At 66.9% G+C, this 19,753-nt stretch carries 19 protein-coding genes; 13 read left to right on the top strand and 6 right to left on the bottom strand.

The features are described 5' to 3' along the window. Nucleotides 1-34: 34 nt before the first annotated feature. Together ACQPYH_RS30150 and ACQPYH_RS30145 are read right to left on the bottom strand one after the other, a co-directional pair. On the bottom strand, nucleotides 35-796 hold the full coding sequence (locus ACQPYH_RS30150; RefSeq protein ID WP_432878091.1) for an amino acid ABC transporter ATP-binding protein: 762 nt from the start codon (nucleotides 794-796) through the stop codon (nucleotides 35-37). 142 nt (nucleotides 797-938) lie between these two features. Then, nucleotides 939-2,591 (bottom strand): sigma-54-dependent Fis family transcriptional regulator, encoded by a 1,653-nt coding sequence (locus ACQPYH_RS30145; RefSeq protein ID WP_432878088.1) that lies wholly within the window; start codon nucleotides 2,589-2,591, stop codon nucleotides 939-941. 193 nt (nucleotides 2,592-2,784) lie between these two features. On the opposite strand from ACQPYH_RS30145, the gene ACQPYH_RS30140 reads away from it, so the two are divergent. Genes ACQPYH_RS30140 through ACQPYH_RS30095 form a run of 10 tightly spaced genes read left to right on the top strand, consistent with a single transcriptional unit; the run spans nucleotide 2,785 to nucleotide 11,954 of the window. Further along, nucleotides 2,785-4,431, top strand: a complete 1,647-nt coding sequence (locus ACQPYH_RS30140) for a hypothetical protein (RefSeq protein WP_432878086.1) — start codon at nucleotides 2,785-2,787, stop codon at nucleotides 4,429-4,431. Between the two features lie 10 nt (nucleotides 4,432-4,441). Then, nucleotides 4,442-5,479, top strand: coding sequence for an FAD-binding oxidoreductase (locus tag ACQPYH_RS30135; protein WP_432878084.1), 1,038 nt, complete (start codon nucleotides 4,442-4,444; stop codon nucleotides 5,477-5,479). A 1-nt stretch (nucleotide 5,480) separates the two neighbouring features. Continuing rightward, nucleotides 5,481-6,578: an aromatic/alkene monooxygenase hydroxylase subunit beta gene (locus tag ACQPYH_RS30130; protein ID WP_432878082.1), complete on the top strand. Its 1,098-nt coding sequence runs from the start codon at nucleotides 5,481-5,483 to the stop codon at nucleotides 6,576-6,578. Nucleotides 6,579-6,580: 2 nt separating this feature from the next. Beyond that, nucleotides 6,581-6,916, top strand: coding sequence for a propane 2-monooxygenase effector subunit MimD (gene mimD / locus ACQPYH_RS30125; RefSeq protein ID WP_130449341.1), 336 nt, complete (start codon nucleotides 6,581-6,583; stop codon nucleotides 6,914-6,916). Between the two features lie 6 nt (nucleotides 6,917-6,922). Beyond that, nucleotides 6,923-7,921: an amidohydrolase family protein gene (locus ACQPYH_RS30120; protein WP_432878080.1), complete on the top strand. Its 999-nt coding sequence runs from the start codon at nucleotides 6,923-6,925 to the stop codon at nucleotides 7,919-7,921. Beyond that, the gene (locus ACQPYH_RS30115) at nucleotides 7,918-8,667 is read left to right on the top strand and encodes an iron-sulfur cluster assembly protein (RefSeq protein ID WP_432878078.1); all 750 of its coding nucleotides are present in this window, start codon (nucleotides 7,918-7,920) and stop codon (nucleotides 8,665-8,667) included. The genes ACQPYH_RS30120 and ACQPYH_RS30115 overlap by 4 nt, the downstream gene beginning before the upstream one ends. Further along, entirely contained in the window at nucleotides 8,664-9,689 is a 1,026-nt protein-coding gene (locus ACQPYH_RS30110) for an NAD(P)-dependent alcohol dehydrogenase (protein WP_432878075.1), read from the top strand. Before ACQPYH_RS30115 ends, ACQPYH_RS30110 begins: the two co-directional genes overlap by 4 nt. Before the next feature lie 24 nt (nucleotides 9,690-9,713). After that, nucleotides 9,714-11,363 (top strand): chaperonin GroEL, encoded by a 1,650-nt coding sequence (gene groL, locus ACQPYH_RS30105; protein ID WP_432878073.1) that lies wholly within the window; start codon nucleotides 9,714-9,716, stop codon nucleotides 11,361-11,363. Between the two features lie 10 nt (nucleotides 11,364-11,373). Beyond that, nucleotides 11,374-11,568 carry an iron dependent repressor, metal binding and dimerization domain protein gene (locus ACQPYH_RS30100; RefSeq protein ID WP_130449351.1) on the top strand — a complete coding sequence of 65 codons (195 nt, stop codon included), beginning with the start codon at nucleotides 11,374-11,376 and terminating at the stop codon, nucleotides 11,566-11,568. Beyond that, a complete protein-coding gene (locus ACQPYH_RS30095) occupies nucleotides 11,565-11,954 on the top strand; it encodes an ArsR/SmtB family transcription factor (protein ID WP_432878070.1) in 390 nt (129 codons plus the stop codon). The genes ACQPYH_RS30100 and ACQPYH_RS30095 overlap by 4 nt, the downstream gene beginning before the upstream one ends. Here the strand turns inward: ACQPYH_RS30095 and ACQPYH_RS30090 are convergent. Then, nucleotides 11,890-13,410 (bottom strand): amidohydrolase family protein, encoded by a 1,521-nt coding sequence (locus tag ACQPYH_RS30090; RefSeq protein ID WP_432878068.1) that lies wholly within the window; start codon nucleotides 13,408-13,410, stop codon nucleotides 11,890-11,892. The genes ACQPYH_RS30095 and ACQPYH_RS30090 overlap by 65 nt on opposite strands. 101 nt (nucleotides 13,411-13,511) lie before the next feature. On the opposite strand from ACQPYH_RS30090, the gene miaB reads away from it, so the two are divergent. The 3 genes from miaB (at nucleotide 13,512) to ACQPYH_RS30075 (ending at nucleotide 16,246) form a co-directional block, all read left to right on the top strand. Next, the gene (gene miaB / locus ACQPYH_RS30085; RefSeq protein ID WP_432878065.1) at nucleotides 13,512-14,984 is read left to right on the top strand and encodes a tRNA (N6-isopentenyl adenosine(37)-C2)-methylthiotransferase MiaB; all 1,473 of its coding nucleotides are present in this window, start codon (nucleotides 13,512-13,514) and stop codon (nucleotides 14,982-14,984) included. Further along, on the top strand, nucleotides 14,981-15,673 hold the full coding sequence (locus ACQPYH_RS30080; protein WP_432878063.1) for a phosphotransferase: 693 nt from the start codon (nucleotides 14,981-14,983) through the stop codon (nucleotides 15,671-15,673). Before miaB ends, ACQPYH_RS30080 begins: the two co-directional genes overlap by 4 nt. A gap of 111 nt (nucleotides 15,674-15,784) precedes the next feature. Further along, the gene (locus tag ACQPYH_RS30075) at nucleotides 15,785-16,246 is read left to right on the top strand and encodes a hypothetical protein (RefSeq protein WP_432878060.1); all 462 of its coding nucleotides are present in this window, start codon (nucleotides 15,785-15,787) and stop codon (nucleotides 16,244-16,246) included. A 338-nt stretch (nucleotides 16,247-16,584) separates the two neighbouring features. Here the strand turns inward: ACQPYH_RS30075 and ACQPYH_RS30070 are convergent, their stop codons facing one another. From ACQPYH_RS30070 to ACQPYH_RS30060, 3 genes are all read right to left on the bottom strand, one after another. Next, entirely contained in the window at nucleotides 16,585-18,438 is a 1,854-nt protein-coding gene (locus ACQPYH_RS30070) for a LamG-like jellyroll fold domain-containing protein (RefSeq protein ID WP_432878057.1), read from the bottom strand. A 70-nt stretch (nucleotides 18,439-18,508) separates the two neighbouring features. Then, nucleotides 18,509-18,964: an NUDIX hydrolase gene (locus ACQPYH_RS30065; protein WP_432878054.1), complete on the bottom strand. Its 456-nt coding sequence runs from the start codon at nucleotides 18,962-18,964 to the stop codon at nucleotides 18,509-18,511. 42 nt (nucleotides 18,965-19,006) lie between these two features. Next, nucleotides 19,007-19,597: a GNAT family N-acetyltransferase gene (locus tag ACQPYH_RS30060; RefSeq protein WP_432878051.1), complete on the bottom strand. Its 591-nt coding sequence runs from the start codon at nucleotides 19,595-19,597 to the stop codon at nucleotides 19,007-19,009. Nucleotides 19,598-19,753 lie beyond the last annotated feature (156 nt).

Below are 19,753 nucleotides of genomic sequence, written 5' to 3'. Positions count from 1 at the left end.
TGGTTCGATACTGCGCTGGGAAAGGCCGGAACGCTCAGTGGGTAAGGATTTTCGAGAGGAAGTCCTGCGCCCGCTTGGTCTGCGGATCGGTGAAGAACTTCTCCGGCTCGGCTTCCTCGACGATCTGACCGTCGGCCATGAAGACGACCCGGTTCGCCGCACGGCGGGCGAAGCCCATCTCGTGGGTGACCACGACCATGGTCATGCTCTGACCGGCCAGGTCGACCATCACGTCGAGGACCTCTTTGATCATCTCCGGGTCCAGAGCCGAGGTCGGCTCGTCGAACAGCATCACCTTGGGGTCCATCGCCAGTGCGCGAGCGATCGCGACCCGCTGCTGCTGACCACCGGACAGTTGCGCCGGGTACTTCGCGGCCTGCGCGGCGACGCCGACCCGGTCCAGTAGCGCCTGGGCCTTCTCCTCGGCCTCGGACTTGGACTGGCCGCGGACCTTCATCGGGCCGAGGGTGACGTTCTGCAGGATTGTCTTGTGCGCGAACAGGTTGAAGGACTGGAACACCATGCCGACGTCGGCGCGCAGTCTCGCCAGTGCTTTGCCCTCACTGGGGAGCGGCTGGCCGTCGAGCGTGATGGAGCCGCTGTCGATCGGTTCCAGCCGGTTGATCGCGCGGCAGAGCGTCGACTTCCCGGATCCCGACGGGCCGATCACGACGACGACCTCACCCTTGGCGATGGACAGGTTGATGTCCTTCAGGACGTGCAGTTCGCCGAAGTGTTTGTTGACACCGGACAGATCCACCAGCCCGGTTTTCGTCAGAGTGCCGGAATCGCTCATGGCCAGAACCTACTGGAGCCGGGGGTGCGGTCGCAGGCCCGGGTGGTACCCCCTTGGTAACGATCTGCAATATAGCGGCGCTGACCGTAGCCGGGTGATCACGGACTGCTGGCGATTGTTCGTTTGTGAGCGACCCGCCCGCTCAGGTGACGATTCCGTACTCGCGGATCTTCCGATAGATCGTCGCGCGTGACATTCCCAACGCCGCCGCGGCGGCCTTCTTGTCCCCGTCGTACGTCGACAGCGCGTCGACGATCGCGTCCCGTTCGAGGGCCTCGATCGGGGTCAGCTGCCGGCGCGTGGTGGCCCTGCACTCGGGCGGCAGGTCCGCGAGCTCGACCACTCCGGAGCGACGTCGCCTGGCCACCGCGGTCAGGACGGCGCGCAGATGGGTGATGTTGCCCGACCACGGCAGGCGCATCAGCTGGTTCATCGTGGCAGTAGAGAAGGTGAGGCCGCTGATGCCGGCCTTCGCCAGCAATGACCGGACCAGGGCCGGAACATCCTCGACGTGATGGCGCAGCGGCGGCACCTCGACGGTCCGGGGGAAGAACGCCAGTAGCTCGTCGGCGATCTCGGACCGGTCGGCCGGCAAGGTGAGCGCGACCCACGCGTCCCCGGCGATCGCGCCGTCACGGACGTTCTGCAGCAACTCGGTCAGCCCGTCGAGGACCTCGCGGGTCAACAGATGAGCCCGCCGGATGATCAGGTCGGCGCCGGAATCCAGCTCGGCGCGTGCCTCGGTCAGCAGGTCGTCGCCCATCGCCTCGGGATCGAGTACGACGAGGCGACGCTCAGGCGCGACATGCCGACGTACCGCACGCAGCATGGAGAGCTTGCCCGTCCCCGCTTCGCCGTCGGCGATCAGCCACTCGGAACGGCTGCATGCCTCGAGCAGCTCCTGCGTGACGTGCTGCCAGACCGCACTCGTGCCGGTCGTCCCGGGAATCAGCGGAGCCCGGGGGGCAACGCTGCGGACCGGTGCCCGTTGCTCCTTGATCTGGATGACGCCGCCGGCCAGCGTGTCGCCGAGGAACGTCGGCCGATAGGCCAGTCGTGCAGTGGTCCCGCTGGGTAGATCGGTAATGAATACAAGCGGTTTGGTCCCGCCGCGCGCATCCCGGGTGCGGTCGATGAGTGCCGCCTGGTCGATCGCGTCGAACCGTGCCTGGGCATAGGCGTTCATCATGAACACCTCGTCGCCGAGCGCGAGCACCGGACCGCCGCTGTGCCGGCAGGCCGCGTAGTAGTCGCTCAGCAAGGCGTGGTCCAGCGCGTTCGCCTCCTCGACGACGCGCTCGTGGATCCGCCGCGCGGCGAGCTTGGCGAACGACAGCAGGATCGTGTTCGAGTTCTTCGCCTGCGTCGTGATGTCGAGTACGCCGAGCAGCCCGCCGGTGACGGGATGCGTGATCGTCGCGCCGGCGCACGAGAACATTCGCAGCTTCCCGTTGTAATGCTCGGCTCCGTCGATCTGGATCGGTCCGCCCACCTCGAGCGCCGTACCGATCCCGTTCGTGCCGACGGTGGACTCGACGTACTGGAATCCGGGTGCGAGGTCGACGGAGTCCAGGCGCCGGAGCAGGGACGGATCGCCGCCGCGGCGGTCGAGGACGACACCCTTGGCATCGGTCAGGATGATGCAGACCGGCTCGTTGTGCAGCTCCGACGACAGTGCGTCGATGACCGGACGGGCCGCCCGCATCAGAGTCGTCTCGCGGTCGATCCGGTCGAAGTACTTCGGGGCGGGGCGGTCCACGTCGACCTGCGACGCCTGTGAGCGCTCCCACGACACTCGGATCTCCGCTCTTGATGTTGCAGTTCGGACCGGCTGTGCAGCGCCCATAGCGGTCTCCTTCACGTCCGTCACCAGCGGAACTCCGACCAACGGTAGCTCGCTGGGCTGTGACCGCCATCTCACATTGAGACACGGAGACGTCCACTAGGCGGCTTTCATCTCCTATCAACCCCGATGATGGAGGCCCACATTGAGCAGGCAGAGTCTCACCAAGGCCCACGCCAAGATCACTGAGCTGTCCTGGGAACCGACGTTCGCGACCCCCGCGACCCGGTTCGGCACCGACTACACGTTCGAGAAGGCGCCGAAGAAGGACCCGCTGAAGCAGATCATGCGGTCCTACTTCCCGATGGAGGAAGAGAAGGACAACCGCGTGTACGGCGCCATGGACGGCGCCATCCGCGGCAACATGTTCCGCCAGGTCCAGCAGCGCTGGCTGGAGTGGCAGAAGCTGTTCCTCAGCATCATCCCGTTCCCGGAGATCTCCGCGGCCCGGGCGATGCCGATGGCGATCGACGCCGTACCGAACCCGGAGATCCACAACGGGCTCGCGGTGCAGATGATCGACGAGGTCAGGCACTCGACGATCCAGATGAACCTCAAGCGCCTGTACATGAACAACTACATCGACCCGGCCGGTTTCGACATGACCGAGAAGGCGTTCGCGAACAACTACGCGGGCACCATCGGCCGGCAGTTCGGCGAGGGGTTCATCACCGGTGACGCGATCACCGCGGCGAACATCTACCTCACCGTCGTCGCGGAGACCGCCTTCACCAACACGCTGTTCGTGGCGATGCCGGACGAGGCCGCGGCCAACGGCGACTACCTGTTGCCGACGGTGTTCCACTCGGTCCAGTCCGACGAGTCGCGGCACATCAGCAACGGGTACTCGATCCTGCTGATGGCGCTGGCCGACGAGCGCAACCGGCCGCTGCTGGAGCGCGACCTGCGGTACGCGTGGTGGAACAACCACTGTGTCGTGGACGCGGCCATCGGCACGTTCATCGAGTACGGCACGAAGGACCGCCGCAAGGACCGGGAGTCGTACGCCGAGATGTGGCGCCGGTGGATCTACGACGACTACTACCGCAGCTACCTGCTGCCGCTGGAGAAGTACGGCCTCACGATTCCGCACGACCTGGTCGAGGAAGCGTGGAACCGGATCACCAACAAGGGCTACGTGCACGAGGTCGCGCGGTTCTTCGCCACCGGCTGGCCGGTGAACTACTGGCGGATCGACGCGATGACCGACAAGGACTTCGAGTGGTTCGAGGAGAAGTACCCAGGCTGGTACTCGAAGTACGGCAAGTGGTGGGAGAACTACAACCGGCTCGCGTACCCCGGCAAGAACAAGCCGATCGCGTTCGAAGAGGTCGGTTACCAGTACCCGCACCGCTGCTGGACCTGCATGGTGCCGGCGCTGATCCGCGAGGACATGGTCACCGAGAAGGTCGACGACCAGTGGCGCACGTACTGCTCGGAGACCTGCTACTGGACCGACGCGGTCGCGTTCCGCGGTGAGTACGACGGCCGGCCGACCCCGAACATGGGCCGCCTGACCGGCTTCCGCGAGTGGGAGACCCTGCACCACAACAAGGACCTGGCCGACATCGTGCAGGACCTCGGGTACGTGCGCGACGACGGCAAGACGCTGATCGGCCAGCCGCATCTGGACCTGGACGACCCGAAGAAGATGTGGACCCTCGACGACGTCCGCGGCAACACGTTCATGAGCCCGAACGTGCTGCTCAACGAGATGTCCGACGCCGAGCGCGAGGCCCACGTGGCCGCGTACAAGGCCAACGGCACTGCCTCGACCCACACGGCAGCCTGAGGAGGACCCGGTGGCCGACAAACACCGCATCCAGTTCGAACCGGTCGGCATCGAGATAGAGGTCGGCGAGGAGGAGAAGATCCTCGACGCCGCGTTCCGGCAGGGGATCCATCTCATGCACGGCTGCCGGGAAGGGCAGTGCTCGGCGTGCAAGTCGTACCTGCTCGAGGGTGACATCCAGATGGAGCGCTACTCGACGTTCGCCTGCAACGACGCGGAAGTGGCCGAGGGTTACGTGCTGCTCTGCAAGTCGCATGCGTACAGCGACTGCACGATCGAGCTGCTCAACTACGACGAGGAAGAGTTGCTCGGCGGTATCCCGATCCAGACCGTCGACGCAACGGTGACGGCGATCGACCCGGTCACTCGGGACATCGTGTCGCTCCGGCTGAAGACCGGAGTGCCCTTCGAGTTCAAGCCGGGGCAGTACGTCGACATCACGATCCCGGGCACCGACGATCACCGCTCGTTCTCGATGGCGACGACCCAGTCGACACCGGACGAGATCGAGTTCCTGATCAAGAAGTATCCGGGCGGCCGGTTCTCCGCCCTGCTCGACGGCGAGCTCGCGGTCGGCGACGCGTTGTCGCTGACCGGGCCGTACGGCTCGTCGACGCTGAAGGACGGCCACGTGCTGCCGGTCGTCTGCGTCGCGGGCGGTGCCGGGATGGCGCCGATCCTGTCGATCCTGCGGCACCTGAAGGAGACCGGCAGCACGCGCCCGGTCCGGTTCTACTACGGCGCGCGGACGGCGGCCGACCTGTTCTACCTGGAGGCGATCAAGGAGCTCGGTGCCGACCTCACCGGGTTCGAGTTCATCGCTTGCCTGTCCGAGTCGGCTCAGGACGCAGACGGGCTCCAGGTGGAGGAAGGCAATGTCACCGAGATCGTCGAGCGGCGGGAGGCGGAGCTGCACCGCAGCGAGGTCTACCTGTGTGGCCCGCCGCCGATGGTCGACGCCGCCCTGGCGTTGCTGGAGGCAAGCAGCGTGCCGAAGGACCAGGTCTTCTACGACAAGTTCACCAGCCCAGCTACCGATGGAGCCTGAGATGACAGAAACGAAACAGCGCAGCTTTCCCAGCATCGAGTTCACCGACTCCGAGGCCGGCGCGCTGGAGTTCCCGAGCTCGCAGAGCCGGTCGTACAACTACTACAAGCCGGCCAAGCTGCGGGCGACGATGTACGAGGACGTCACGGTCGACGTCCAGCCGGACCCCGACCGGCACCTGAGCCAGGGCTGGATCTACGGCTTCGGGAACGGCCCCGGCGGCTACCCGAAGGAGTGGACCGCCGCGAAGTCCTCGAACTGGCACGCGTTCCTCGACCCGAACGAGGAGTGGAACCAGACGATCTACCGGAACAACTCCGCGGTCGTCCGCCAGGTCGACCTCGGCCTGCAGAACGCCAAGCGGGCCAGGGCGTACGACGCCTGGAACCCGGCCTGGCTGAAGTTCGTCGAGCGCAACCTCGGCGCCTGGATGCACGCCGAGAACGGGCTCGCGCTGCACGTCTTCACCAGCATCCAGCGCTCCGGCCCGACCAACATGATCAACACCGCGGTCGCCGTGAACGCCGCGCACAAGATGCGGTTCGCCCAGGACCTCGCGCTGTTCAACCTCGACCTGTCCGAGGCCGACGTACCGTTCGACGGGTCGGCGCACAAGGAGGTCTGGCAGAGCGCGCCGGAATGGCAGCCGACGCGTGAGGTGGTCGAGCGGCTGACCGCCGTCGGCGACTGGTGCGAGCTGTTGTTCGCCACCAACATCGTGTTCGAGCAGCTGGTCGGGTCGTTGTTCCGGACCGAGCTGGTGATGCAGATCGCGGCCCGCAACGGCGACTACATCACGCCGACGATCGTCGGCACCGGCGAGCACGACTACGACCGCGACCTCTCGTACAGCCGCAACCTGTTCCGGCTGCTGACCCGCGACAGCGAGTTCGGCGAGAGCAACAAGGTGCTGTTCGGCGAATGGATGGCGACCTGGGTACCGCGCTGCCTCGACGCCGCGCACGCCCTGCAGCCGATCTGGTCGCAGCCGGCCGACAAGTCGGTCACGTTCGCGGACAGCCTGGACGCGGCCAAGCAGAAGTTCCGTTCCCTGCTCGAGGACCTCGGGCTCGACACTCCGAAGGAGCTGGACCAGTGAGCATGCAGTTCGGATCTGAAGCCGAGTTCTCCAACAAGACCGGCGTGACCCTGATGAACACCCCGATCGGTCGCGTCGTCGCGCAGGTGATGGGCGCGAAGGACGGGGTCGAGCTGACGGAGTACCCGTCGATGATCCGCGTCGACGGGACCGGGCTGCTCGACTTCGACTACGCGGAGCTGTCCGACGCGCTCGGGATGGAGTTCGACGGGTCGGTGTTCGAGGAGATCTCCTCGACGCACTACGGCCGGATGGTGCACCTGGACGACAAGACCATCCTGTTCGCCAGCCCCGAGGACGCCGCCGAGTACATCGGCTTCGACCTCACCACGAAGTGAGCGCGCATGTACGAGAAGAACGGTGAGAAGTACTACATCTGCGACGCGCACATCGCGTTGTGGGACGCGCGCCCGGAGAACCAGCGCAACATCCACGGCAAGCAGTTCATCGACTGCTTCTACGACTACCACAAGAACCTCAGCCCGGCCGAGGTCGTGTGGGACTACGACACCTACACGTACTACGGCGAGCAGCGGCTGCTGAAGGACCTCTTCGAGGACGGGTACGTCGATCACGCGATCTTCCAGCCCGCGATCCTGAGCGACTTCTACAAGCGCGGGTTCGGTCAGACCGAGGACGCCCTGGCGTTGACCAAGGCGCACCCGGACAAGCTGACCTACAACCACGCGTTCGACCCGCGTCACGAGGAGGCCGGGCTCGAACAGCTCCGCAAGGACGCCGACCGGATGGGCCTGAAGGGCGTCAAGCTCTACACGGCCGAGTGGAACGGCGACTCCCGCGGGTGGAAGCTCGACAGCAAGTGGTCGCGGCGCTATCTCGAAGAGTGCCTGAAGCTCGGTATCAAGAACATCCACGTCCACAAGGGCCCCACCATCAGGCCCCTGGACCGGGACGCCTTCGACGTCGCCGACATCGACCAGGTGGCGACCGACTACACCGAGCTGAACTTCATCGTCGAGCACGTCGGCCTGCCCCGGCTCGAGGACTTCTGCTGGATCGCCACCCAGGAGCCCAACGTGTACGGCGGTCTCGCGGTCGCGATGCCGTTCATCCACAGCCGGCCCGGGTACTTCGCGCAGATCATCGGCGAGCTGCTCTACTGGATCGGCGAGGACCGGATCCTGTTCTCCTCCGACTACGCGCTCTGGACGCCGAAGTGGCTGATCGAGCAGTTCGTCGATTTCCAGATCCCGGCGGACCAGACCGAGTACGCGCCGATCACGGTCGAGCAGAAGAAGAAGATCCTCGGCCTCAACGCGGCTTCGCTGTACGGCCTCGAGGTGCCGGCGGAACTGCGGCTGTCCGAGGCCGTGGCGTCATGATCGCGGTCGCCTCGTCGCCGGCACAGTCGCCGGAACTGGAAGCCGACATCACGGCGGCGCTGGCGACCGTCGTGGACCCCGAGCTGGACCAGCCGATCACCGAGCTGGGCTTCGTTCGGTCGGTGCTGATCGACGACGACGGCGTGACCGTCCACCTGCGGTTGCCGACGTCGTTCTGTGCCCCGAACTTCGCCTACCTGATGGCATCCGACGCAGTTGACGCCCTGCGTCGGGTGCCGGGCGTGGGCGTGGTGACCGTGCTGCTCGACGACCACCACGACTCGGACAAGATCAACGCCGGCCTGGCCGCGAACGCGGGCTACGTCGGCACCTTCGGCAACGAGGCCGATCAGGACCTCGACGAACTGCGTCGTACGTTCCAGCGCAAGGCGCACACGGCGGCGATGGAGCGGTGCGTGATGGCACTGCTCCGGTCGACCGGCAAGACCATCGAGGAGATGCCGGGGCTCACGCTCTGGCACCTGCCCGGCGGTCCGAAGAAGGACGCACTGCTTCGCCGGCGGACCGACATCGGGCTCGGGATCCGGCCGGAGGATCTCGTGCTGGTCGACGACGACGGCGTACCCGTGCCGCCGGACGCGGCGCCGATGCGACTGCGGTTCGCGAAGGCGGTCCGGATCTCGGTCGAAGGCAACGCGCATTTCTGCCGTGGCCTGCTGACGACCCGGTACGACGATGACGACCCGCTGGCAACCCGGATCACCAATACGAGGAGGACTCGATGAAGGCCGTACAGGTCGTCGGCTATCACACCAAGCTTCAACTGGCCGATGTTCCCGAACCGAAGATCACCGGCCCGCTCGACGTCGTCGTCCGGATCGGCGGCGCCGGGGTCTGCCGGACCGACCTGCACATCCTCGAAGGACAGTGGGCCGAGAAGAGCGGCGTACTGCTGCCGTACACGATCGGTCACGAGAACGCCGGCTGGGTGCACGCGATCGGCGACGCCGTCACGAACGTTGCCGTCGGCGACAAGGTGATCCTGCACCCGTTGATCACCTGCGGACTCTGCCGGGCCTGCCGGTCCGGCGACGACGTGCACTGCGAGGCGTCGGCGTTCCCGGGCATCGACGCCGACGGCGGGTACGCCGAATACCTGCGGACGACGGCACGCAGCGTCGTCAGGATCGACGACTCGCTGGAGCCCGCGGACGTCGCGGCCCTCGCGGACGCCGGGCTGACGGCGTACCACGCCGCGGCGAAGGCGGCGCGAACGCTCCGTCCGGGCGCTGTCTGCGTCATCATCGGCGCCGGCGGACTCGGTCACATCGGCATCCAGGTGATGAAGGCGATCTCGGCCGCGACCCTGGTCGTCGTCGATCGCAATCAGGCAGCGGTCGACCTCGCCGTGGAGATCGGCGCCGACCACGGAATCGTTGCCGACGGCACGCACGTGGAACAGGTCCGGGCCCTGACCGGACGGCACGGCGCGGAGGCGGTGGTCGACTTCGTCGGCGAGGGCGGTTCCACCGCCGACGGGATCGAGATGCTGCGCCGGGCCGGCAACTACTACGTGGTCGGGTACGGCGAGAACCTCGACGTACCGACCATCGACATGATCTCCACCGAGATCAACTTCATCGGCAACCTGGTCGGGTCGTACAACGACCTGCAGGACCTGATGGAGCTCGCGGCGCAGGGCAAGGTCGCGCTGCACACCACGAAGTACCCGCTGGAGGAGTTCCAGCAAGCCCTCGACGACCTCGACCGCGGCAAGGTCCGCGGCCGGGCAATCCTCATCCCCTAACAATTCTCTGGCAGGAGGCAGACCATGGCGAAGGAACTGCGGTTCAACACCGATGCCCGGCGGTTGCTCGAATCCGGTGTGAACGCGCTGGCCGATGCGATCAAGGTGACGCTCGGGCCCAAGGGCCGCAACGCGGTGCTGGAGAAGCTGACCGGCCCGCCGACGATCACGAACGACGGCGTCACGATCGCCCGCGAGATCCAGCTGCGCGAACCCTTCGCGAACATGGGCGCCCAGCTGGTCAAGGAAGTCGCGATGAAGACCAACGGTGTGGTCGGCGACGGCACCACAACGGCAACCGTGCTGGCCCAGGCGATGGTCCGCGAGGGCTTGCGTGAGGTCGACGCCGGCGCCAACCCGATGCGGGTACGCCGCGGCATCGAGCGGACAGTACCGGTCGTGGTCGAGGCGTTGCGCAGCCGGGCCGTCGAGGTTCGCGGCCGCGAGCAACTGCAGCACATCGCGACCCTGGCGGCCAGTGACGACGAGGTGATCGGCACGGTGATCGCGGACGCGGTCGACTGGGTCGGCCGCAACGGCGTGGTCACGACCGAAGAGTCGGACACGCTCGGGATGTCGGTGGAGGTCGTCGACGGCATCGAGTTCGACCACGGGTACGTGTCGGCGTACATGGTCACGGACCGGGAGCGGATGGAGACCGTCTACGACCATCCGCTGATCCTGCTGACCAACAAGAAGATCACGCAGGTGCAGGAGATCATGCCGACCCTCGAGGCGGCCCAGCGTGCGGACCGTCCGCTCGTGGTGCTCGCCGAGGAGGTCGACGGGCCGGCGCTGCAACTGCTTGTCGGCGGCAACATGCACAACACGATGCGGTCGGTCGTCGTACGGGCGCCCGGCTTCGGCCATCGCCGGATCGCCGAGCTGGAGGATCTGGCGACCGCGCTCGGCGGTGCGGTGATCGCGAAGGACACCGGGCTCGACCTGACCGACGTGACCCGCGAGCACCTCGGCACGTGCGACCGGATCACGATCACCGAGGACACCACCACGATCGTCGGTGGGCACGGAGACGCGTCGCTGGTGGAGGCGCGGATCTCCCAGCTGGAGAAGCAGTTCGAGCGGTCCAAGATCGACGCCGACCAGGACAGCCTGCAGTTGCGGATGGCCCGGCTGGCCGGCAAGGTCGCGGTGATCCGGGTCGGTGGCGCGACGAGTGTCGAGCTGAAGGAACGGATGCTGCGCGTCGAGGACTCGCTGGCCGCGACCCGGGCCGCGCTCGAGGAAGGCATCGTGGCCGGCGGTGGGACTGTGCTGGTGCAGGCCCAGGCTGCGCTCTCGGAGCTGGAGCTGTCCGGCGACGAGGCGATCGGACGCGAGGTTGTCCGCCGCGCGCTCCCGGAGCCGCTGCGCTGGATCGCGATCAACGCCGGGTACGACGGCGACGAGGTCGTGGCACAGGTCGCGTCCTTGCCGGCGGGACACGGTTTCAACGCATTGACCGGTCGGTACGGCGACCTCGTCGAGGACGCTGTGATCGATCCGCTCAAGGTCACCCGGGCGGCGCTGGAGAGCGCGGCCTCGATCGCCGCGCTGATCCTCACCACCGAGACCGCGGTCGTCGAGGAGATCATCGGCAACCCCGGCGCGATCATGGCGCCCGGCTTCGGCGATCTCGCCGAGGGCATGGTCCGTCCGTCGAACATCTATTGAGGAGCCGGCCATGAACCGACGGCACCAACTCCTGGAGACCTTCCTGCACCGAGTTCTCGGCGTACCCCTGGACGAGGTGCACGGGGAAGCGCTCCTGCTCGAGTACGGGTTGAGTGATCGGCTCGAGGAGCTGATCGACGCGGCGCTCGGGTATCCGGCCCGGGACCCGTTCGGGGAGCCGATCGAGCCCAAGGTGCGGGTGTGATCGAGCCGACCGCGCCCCAGCTCGCCACCGCGGCCAGGACCTTCGGCCTGTTGCTGGCGCCGGTCCGATTGCATCTGGTCGCGTTGGCGAGCTGTGGTGAGTACGACGTCGGCACGCTGGCCGCCAGGGTGGGTGTCAGCGTGCCGACGGCGAGCCAGCACCTGGCCAAGCTCCGCCTGGCCGGGCTGGTCAGCGCACGACGTGAGGGGCGGCGGCAGTTCTACACCGTCGACGACCCGCACGTCGTGGCCCTCGTCGAGCAGATCTTCGAGCATGTCGCGCCAGACGGCACGCTCGCACCAGATCCGCCTCGGCGAGCGCTCAGTGGTTGGATCGGCCGCAGCAGCCGCCGGCTGCGAGTGCCGTCGCCGCGGGCGGTGCCTTGACGGCTTCCTCCACGTCGGCGAGCATCTGCCGGCGTTGCGCGGGGGAGATGACCCGGCCGCGGGTGACGACGGTGTGGATCTTGCGGCTGTTGCGGATGTCGGTCAGCGGGTCGGCGTCCAGTACGACGAGGTCCGCGATCTTCCGCGGTTCGACCGAGCCGAGGTCCTTCGACAGCCCCAGGAACTTGGCCGGCTCGACCGTTGCGGCGTACAGCGCCTGACGCGTCGTGGCTCCGGCGCCGACCAGATGCTCGAGCTCGTCGTGCAGCGCGAACCCCGGCACGGAGTACGGCGTACCGGTGTCGGTGCCGGCCATGATCGGTACGTCGTGCGCGAACAGTTCCCCGACGAACCGCTGCCGCCAGGCCCACATCTGCCGTTGGTGCGAGATCTCCTCGGCGGTCCGATTGGGGGTGTACAGGGTCTGGATCGCGTAGTTGTAGACGTCGATCTCGTCGGAATTCATGTACTTGGCCAGTGCGGGATCGAGCTGCGTGTAGTCGGGTTGGTCGAGGACGTTGTGCATGGTCAGTGTCGGTGTGACCCGGGTCCGGTTCCGTCGGAGCGTGCCGAACACGTCGGCGGCCCGGGCCGGGCTGTACGTGTTCGCGGCGATCCACTCGATCGGGTGCATCTGCCGGAACCAGCTGTTGTAGTCCCCTTTCTGCACGGTGATCGCGAGGACCATCCGCCGTACCTCGGCCTCGCGGGTGGAGACCGCGAGCCCGATCGAGTGGATGTGCTCGATGCTGCGTTGCCCGGCGTTGCTGACCTCCTTCGTGGTCAGCTGGTCCGGCCCGTGGCCGTGGACGGTCAGGCCGACCTTGCGGGCCTCGTCGATGAGGCCGGCGTACGCCGCCCGGCTCAGCCGCGAGTACGCCTTGACGAAGTCGGCGCCCTCGGCGTGCACCCGGCGTACGGCGGCCCGGGCGGACTGCTCGTCGCCGGCGACGATGACCGGGGTCAGGTTCGGGTCCCACAGGGTCGGGTCACCGTCGATGATCTTGCTGCCGACCACCATCCGCGGCCCCAGCAGAGTTCCGGCGGCGATCCGGTCGCGCCACTTGTACAGGATCGGGTCCGTGCCGGCCATCTCGCGGACCGTGGTCAGCCCGTTCGCGAGGTAGAGCGGCGGCGAGACATGCTCGTCGCCGAGGCTGTGGACGTGCATGTCGGCGAGGCCGGGGATCACGTACTTGCCGGTGAGGTCGATCGTCGTTGCGTTGTCGGGGATCGGGAGGCGGCCGACGGCGACGATGCGTTCGCCGCTGATCAGGACGGTCTGGTTGCGATCGCGGCGACCGGTGGCGACGTCGATGACGGTGACATTGGTGAGCGCCGTGATCTTGCGCGGTTTGACCACGGCCGAGGCGGTGGTCGTGGTGAAGCTACCTCCCGCGAGGACAGCGGCTCCGGCGGCGGTACGGGCGAGGAACTGACGGCGAGAACTGTTCATGCCCCTCACTATTGTTCTGCGCGCCGGTCGGCACACGGGTCGCAGCCCGCCGGTCCCAGGTAGGGATTTGTCTACCCCGGCACGTACTCTTGGTGGCTGTTATGCGTACTTACGAGGTCCGCACTTACGGGTGCCAGATGAATGTCCACGACTCCGAGCGGCTGCGCGGCCTGCTGGAGGATGCGGGCTATGTCCGCGCGCCCGAGGGTGACGAGGCCGACGTGGTCGTCTTCAACACCTGCGCGGTCCGGGAGAACGCCGACAACAAGCTGTACGGGAATCTCGGCCACCTGGCGCCGGTGAAGGCCCGTAAGCCCGGCATGCAGATCGCCGTCGGCGGGTGCCTGGCGCAGAAGGACAAGGCGTCGATCGTTCGTAAAGCCCCCTGGGTGGACGTTGTGTTCGGCACCCACAACATCGGCTCGCTGCCGGTGCTGCTGGAGCGGGCGCGGGTCGCCGAGGAGTCCCAGGTCGAGATCCTGGAATCGCTCGACGTCTTCCCGTCGACGCTCCCGACGCGGCGCGAATCGGCGTACTCCGCCTGGGTCTCGGTCAGCGTCGGCTGCAACAACACCTGCACGTTCTGCATCGTTCCGTCGCTGCGCGGCCGCGAGAAGGATCGCCGCCCCGGTGACGTGCTCGCCGAGGTCGAGGCGCTGGTTGCCGAAGGTGTGCTTGAGGTGACGCTGCTCGGTCAGAACGTGAACTCGTACGGCGTGGAGTTCGGCGACCGGTTCGCGTTCGGCAAGCTGCTGCGCGCATGCGGGGAGATCGACGGGCTGGAGCGCGTGCGGTTCACGTCGCCGCACCCGCGGGACTTCACCGCGGACGTGATCGAGGCGATGGCCGAGACGCCGAACGTGATGCCTTCCCTGCACATGCCGCTGCAGTCCGGATCGGACACGGTGCTGAAGGCAATGCGGCGTTCTTACCGTCGCGATAGGTATTTGAAGATCATCGAGGACGTCCGAGCTGCGATGCCGGATGCGGCGATCACCACCGACATCATCGTCGGGTTCCCGGGGGAGACCGAAGAGGACTTCCAGGGCACGCTCGACGTGGTCCGGCAGGCGCGGTTCGCAGGCGCGTTCACCTTCCAGTACTCGAAGCGTCCTGGTACGCCGGCCGAGTCGATGGAGGACCAGGTCCCGCGCGACGTCGTACAGGATCGGTACGAGCGACTCGTCGCGCTGCAGGACGAGATGGCGTGGGGCGAGAACAAGACGATGGTCGGCCGGACCGTCGAGGTGCTCGTCGCGGAGGGGGAGGGGCGCAAGGACGCCGCGACCCACCGGCTCAGCGGTCGCGCCCGCGACAACCGGCTCGTCCACTTCGCGTTGCCTGCGGAGGTCGAGACGCCGCGGCCGGGCGATGTGGTCACAGTCGAGGTCACGTACGCAGCGCCCCATCACCTGAACGCGGACGTCTTCGGTGCGGTACGCCGTACTCGGGCCGGCGACGCGTGGGAGCGAGCTCAGGACGCCCCGGCCCCGTCGCCTGGTGTAATGCTCGGCATGCCAACTCTTGGTGTGAAGCCCTTCGAACCGGCAGTCGGCGGCTGCCAGGTCGGATGACGGACAGCTCGCAGCCCGGGCTTTCGGCGCTGCTTCCTCCGGGCGCTGAGCCGTTCGCCGCCGGTCGCGACGCCGACGTCTACGCCATCGACGACCAGTGGGTGCTGCGGCGCTACCGCAACAGCTACCCGGTCCGTGACGAGGCCGACTTCATGCGGCACGTGGCGAAGTACGACTACCCGGTCCCGAATGTCCGAGAGGTCAGCGGTCCGGACATGGTCGTCGAGCGCCTCGACGGTCCGACGCTGGGTGATGCCGCCATCGCCGGCGACCTGACCGCGGCAGAGGTCGGCCTGATCCACGCCGACCTGCACCGCCGCCTGCAGGCCATCCCCGCACCCAGCGGTACGCCGGGCCTGGTCGTCGTCCACGGCGACCTGCACCCGCTGAACGTGATCGCCACCCCGGCCGGCCCGGTCGTCATCGACTGGCGCAACGCCGAGGAAGGCATTCCCGAGTTCGACGTGGCGCTGACCGCGATCATCTTCGCGCAGGTCGCCCTCGACCCGGCCTTCGAGACCCTCACCGACTTGCTCCGCGAGGCCCTCGGCATCTACCTCGCCAACTCGATCGACCCGACACCCGGCCTACCCACCGCCCTCGAATACCGCGGCAACAACCCAACCCTCACCCCCGAGGAACTTGCTCTCCTCCCCGCCCAGGAAGCGCTGATCCGGCAGCATCTATGAAATGCCGTGCCGTCACGATAAAATCGTGACAAAGAATTGAATGTCCCTCCCGAAAGGCTCAAACGTTTGAGCCTGCCGCAGTCGTGGTGGTTTTTCGGAGGTGGTGTTCAAATGCCTGGTCGCTTTTCTTTCCTGCTGAGATTGACGGCGTCGGCGGACGGTCAGCAGTCACCGGTCGTCAACTCCAAGACCCTGGCCTGGATCCTCATCCTCTGCGTAGCGGTGATTGTTCTGGCCGGGGTGGCTGCGGTGCTCCGGCACCGGCTGAGTCTCATCAAGAAAGCGCCGGATCACGCCTCCGATCTGCGGATGACGAGACCGGTGATCGCGATCATCCTGGTCGGCGGGCTCATTCTGCTGACCGTGTGGTCAATGGGCTTCGGTAACCCAGAAGGTCAACTGCAACTCTTGCTGACCGGCGCCGTCATCTCTTTGTCGTCCGCGGCCGTCGCATTCTATTTCTCCTCGAGTGGCGCCGCCGATGCACGCAAAGATCTCCTGACTGCGACCGGGGGACGGATCATCGTGCCCAACCTTATGAACCAGCGGGTCGTCGCGCGCACAAACAGCTGAGTGGAAAGAACCTGGTGCTGGTCGTGACCCCACCCGACGCGTCGGACTCCGACGTCATCACGCATCAGGACCCACCCGCTGGCCAGTCGGCGCCCGCGACAGCCAATGTGACGGTGACCGCGCAACCCATGGCCACCGCTGCGTCGGCAGACGCTGGTTTCACACCCGCCGACCACGTCGTACCACCGACCTTCGCCGACCTCATCCTTGGCGCCCCACCGGTGACGGCCTCGCCGGCTACTGCATGGCCCCCAGGGGACCACGTGGTACTCGGCGACCGTTCGCACGCCTATTGGGACAGCTCGGCGTGGAAGCAGGGAGACGCTCCGTAATGCAGGTCAGGCGTTGAGGAACCGGGACGGCTTGAGGGGGCGGGTGACGATGCGGAGTTCGCCGATGTTGCCGGCGAAGCCCTGGTCGATTGTGTTGGCGTAGTGGCCGGCGCCGACCAGCCACGGCTTGCCGGCGGTCGCCAGGCCGTTGGACGGGGTTGCCGGGTTGCGTAGGAGCTCCGACGAGTCGACGTACACGATGCTGTGCCGGCCGTCATTCACGATCGCCAGGTGGAACCAGCGGCCGGCGACCATCTCGTGGCCCCAGTTCGTGAAGGTGTCGTTCTTGTCGAACGGGTACACCGCCCACTGCACCTCACGCCCGCCGGAGAACCCGAGCTTCACCGTCGGCTCATCCGGGTCGCTGCCGGTCTTGCCCGCGTCGCGTCCGGTGCCGAGCCGCGTGAACAGGCCCTCCCATGAGTGGTCCTGCCCGTCGTCGGCCAGCTTCACGAACGCCTCGATCGTGTAGCCGCCCTGGAACGTCAGCGCATTGAGCGGCGCGTTGTCGGCAGTCTGCAGGTACCCGCCGCGGGCCGGGTTCTTGTTGCCCGGGAACAGCCAGCTTGCATGCCCCGGCTGGTCCGGGTGGAACTCGGTGCTCGCCGTCGGTGCGTCGCTCGACAGCTGCTTGCGGGTGAGGTGGTTGCCCTTGCCCGACTGGTCGATCACCTGATCCGCGACCGGTCCGTCGAAGCGCCAGTACGCCGCCGTACCCGGAATGACGAGCTGGGATGCCGGCCGGGCCGGGCGGACCGTTGCCGGTGCGAACCGGGAGAACCGCTCGTCGAAGTCGATCGGGATGCTGAAGCGGTTGACGTCGTCGGTCAGCTCGATCTCGTGCTCTTCGAGTTCGTTGCGCTCGGCCGGGTCCTGGCCCATGATCCACGGCGAGATCGTCTCGACGTCGATCGTGTTCCGGGCCAGGTCGAAGTGGTACAGCCGGACCATGCCCGATCCGCCGTAGAAGCGATCCTGGTAGTTGGTGATGTGCAGGTGCACATCGTTGCCCGCCGCGTTCTTCCGCGTGACCCGGCCGGGCGGCCAGTAGTGGCCGTTCATCGTGATGAAGATCTGGTCGTTGTTGTCGATCAGCTGGTCCCAGACGCGGTTGCCCTGGTCACTGAAGTAGGCGGTCGGGTCGCCCGCGTCGGCGTACACGATCTCGTGCGTGGTCAGGATGACCGGCAGCTTCGGGTGCTTCGCGATCACGTCGCGGGCCCAGGCGAAGCTCGCATCCGACGGCCGCCAGTCCATTGCCAGCAGCAACCATTGCCGGCCGGCCGCGCGGAACACGTGGTACGAGTTGTACCCGTTCGCCGTCGATCCGCCGTACGTCGGCATCCAGCGGAACCGCTTCGGGTTGAACGTGTCGAGGTACGGCGACGCGCCGCGGGTGTCGTCCTTCGACCCGTCGATGTCGTGGTTGCCGGCCAGCACGGAGTACGGGAAGCGGGCCCGGTCGAGGATCTTGAAGACCGGGTCGGCCTGCGCGAACTCCATCGCGAGCGCGTTCTGGGTGACGTCACCGAGGTGCGCCATGAACACGATGTTCTCGTCGCTGCGGTTGTCGATCAGCCAGTCGAACGTCGCCGTCAACGGCGCGGGATCGCCCCGATCCTCATCGAACTGGTACTGCGTGTCCGGCACCACGGCAAGCGTGAACCGCGGGTGCTCAGTGTCGATCCGACCAGCCGTCCTGCTGCTGCCAGCCTCGGCGCTCGTCCTGCCCGCCTGCCCGGTGCCTGTCGCCGCGGCGTTCCCCGCGCTGAGGGCGCCTGAGGTGAAGACCGCACCCGCGCCGAGCGCGCCCGCCTGCAACAGCTTCCGCCGGCTCGTTCCGTCGTACCGCTCGTTCATCGCCCCACGCTCCCAAGCTCGCTGACACCGCAGCGAACACTAGAGCGAAGCGAGGCTAACAACGGTGAACTCAGGCGAAACCCTGGGCGATCACCGCAGGAAGCCCACGCCCGTCCGCCACCGCCGCCAGCACGCGCGCCTCATGCGGCACCAACGGCTCGGGCAACTTATCCAGCGAGTACCACTCCAGCCCCGCAGCCTTCTCCGGCTCCATCAACCGCGGCTCGCCCGACCACTTCGACGCCATGAAGAAGAAGTCCACCCGCTCATCGATCGGGTCCCCGTTCCCACCCGTCCGGTGCATCGCCGTCACCGGCACCAGATCCGCCGGCTCGACGTCGATCCCCACCTCTTCCTTCAACTCCCGCACCGCAGCCGCAATCGCCGACTCCCCATGCTCCACATGCCCCGCCGGCACCGCCCAGTACCCGTCCATATATCCGGTATTGGCCCGCAGCAACAGCAACACCTCATCGCCCCGCCGCACCACCACATAAGCCGCCGGCACCACCCGAAACCGATCCATGCCAGCACCCTAGACAACCCGACCGACAGTGGGACATGAAGGTCAGGTGGCGGGGACTGTCTTGGTCATGACGGTGTGGTTTTTGCCTTTGGGGCGGAGGTAGGTGAAGCCGGCTTGTTCGAAGAGGGAGCGGGTGCCGTTGTAGAGGAAGGAGGCGGTGATCTTCTTGCCGGCGGTGTCCTGCGGGTAGGCCTCGACGACTCCGCCGCCGGACTTCGCGATCAGGTCGAGGGCACCCTGGAGGGCCAGGGCTGAGACGCCTTGGCGGCGGTAGTTGCGGTCGGTGAAGAAGCAGGTGAGGCGGTACTCCGGCGGGCGGTCCATGCCGGCCTCGTAGTCCTTGCGGTGGTTGATGTTCGGCAGCTCGACCGGCGGGCCGTACTCGAGCCAACACACCGCGAGCTCGCCGTCGAACACGAGCGCCGCATGCGCGCGCCCCTCCATCACCAGGCGATGCTTGAGTTCGCGGTTGCTGTCCGCGTCGAACGTCTTCTCGTCGTGCATGGTGTGGAAATACGTACACCAGCACCCGCCCCACACCCCGTTATGGCGCTCCGCCAGCGCCGCGAACGCATCCCACGTCTCAGGCCCGAGCGCCCGGACCGTCAACTGCTCAACGTCCACCTTGACCATGACCTGAGCGTACGACGCTATCCGGACGATCCACGTCCGGAAGTCGACATACATCCTGGTGACTGACCACAAGCAATAGCTTGTCCCCAGTCCCCGTCAGCTATCCAAGCCTCCGCCCGCCCGCGGCGTCGGCTGGGCATGGCGAAGGGCCGCAAG

This window comes from Kribbella sp. CA-245084 (assembly GCF_050942355.1).
Lineage (GTDB): Bacteria > Actinomycetota > Actinomycetes > Propionibacteriales > Kribbellaceae > Kribbella.
Note: the sequence above shows the minus strand (reverse complement) of the source record. Positions and strands in the feature narration are given on the sequence as shown.